At 50.6% G+C, this 314-nt stretch carries 1 pseudogene; it reads left to right on the top strand.

Annotation, left to right across the window (positions count from 1 at the left end):
- Positions 1–314: pseudogene (gene istB / locus ACUU1M_RS20785) on the top strand (IS21-like element IS100kyp family helper ATPase IstB); the annotation flags it as partial.

The following is a 314-nucleotide window of genomic DNA, read 5'->3' as shown; positions in this document are numbered from 1 at the left end:
TAAGCGCAGCGCCTGCGCTGTCACAACAGGCAGTAGACCAGGAATGGAGTTATATGGACTTCCTGGAGCATCTGCTTCATGAAGAAAAACTGGCACGTCATCAACGTAAACAGGCGATGTATACCCGAATGGCAGCCTTCCCGGCGGTGAAAACGTTCGAAGAGTATGACTTCACATTCGCCACCGGAGCACCGCAGAAGCAACTCCAGTCGTTACGCTCACTCAGCTTCATAGAACGTAATGAAAATATCGTATTACTGGGGCCATCAGGTGTGGGGAAAACCCATCTGGCAATAGCGATGGGCTATGAAGCA

It is taken from the genome of Shigella sp. SIG6 (assembly GCF_053555815.1).
This window is presented reverse-complemented; position numbering and strand designations above follow the sequence as displayed.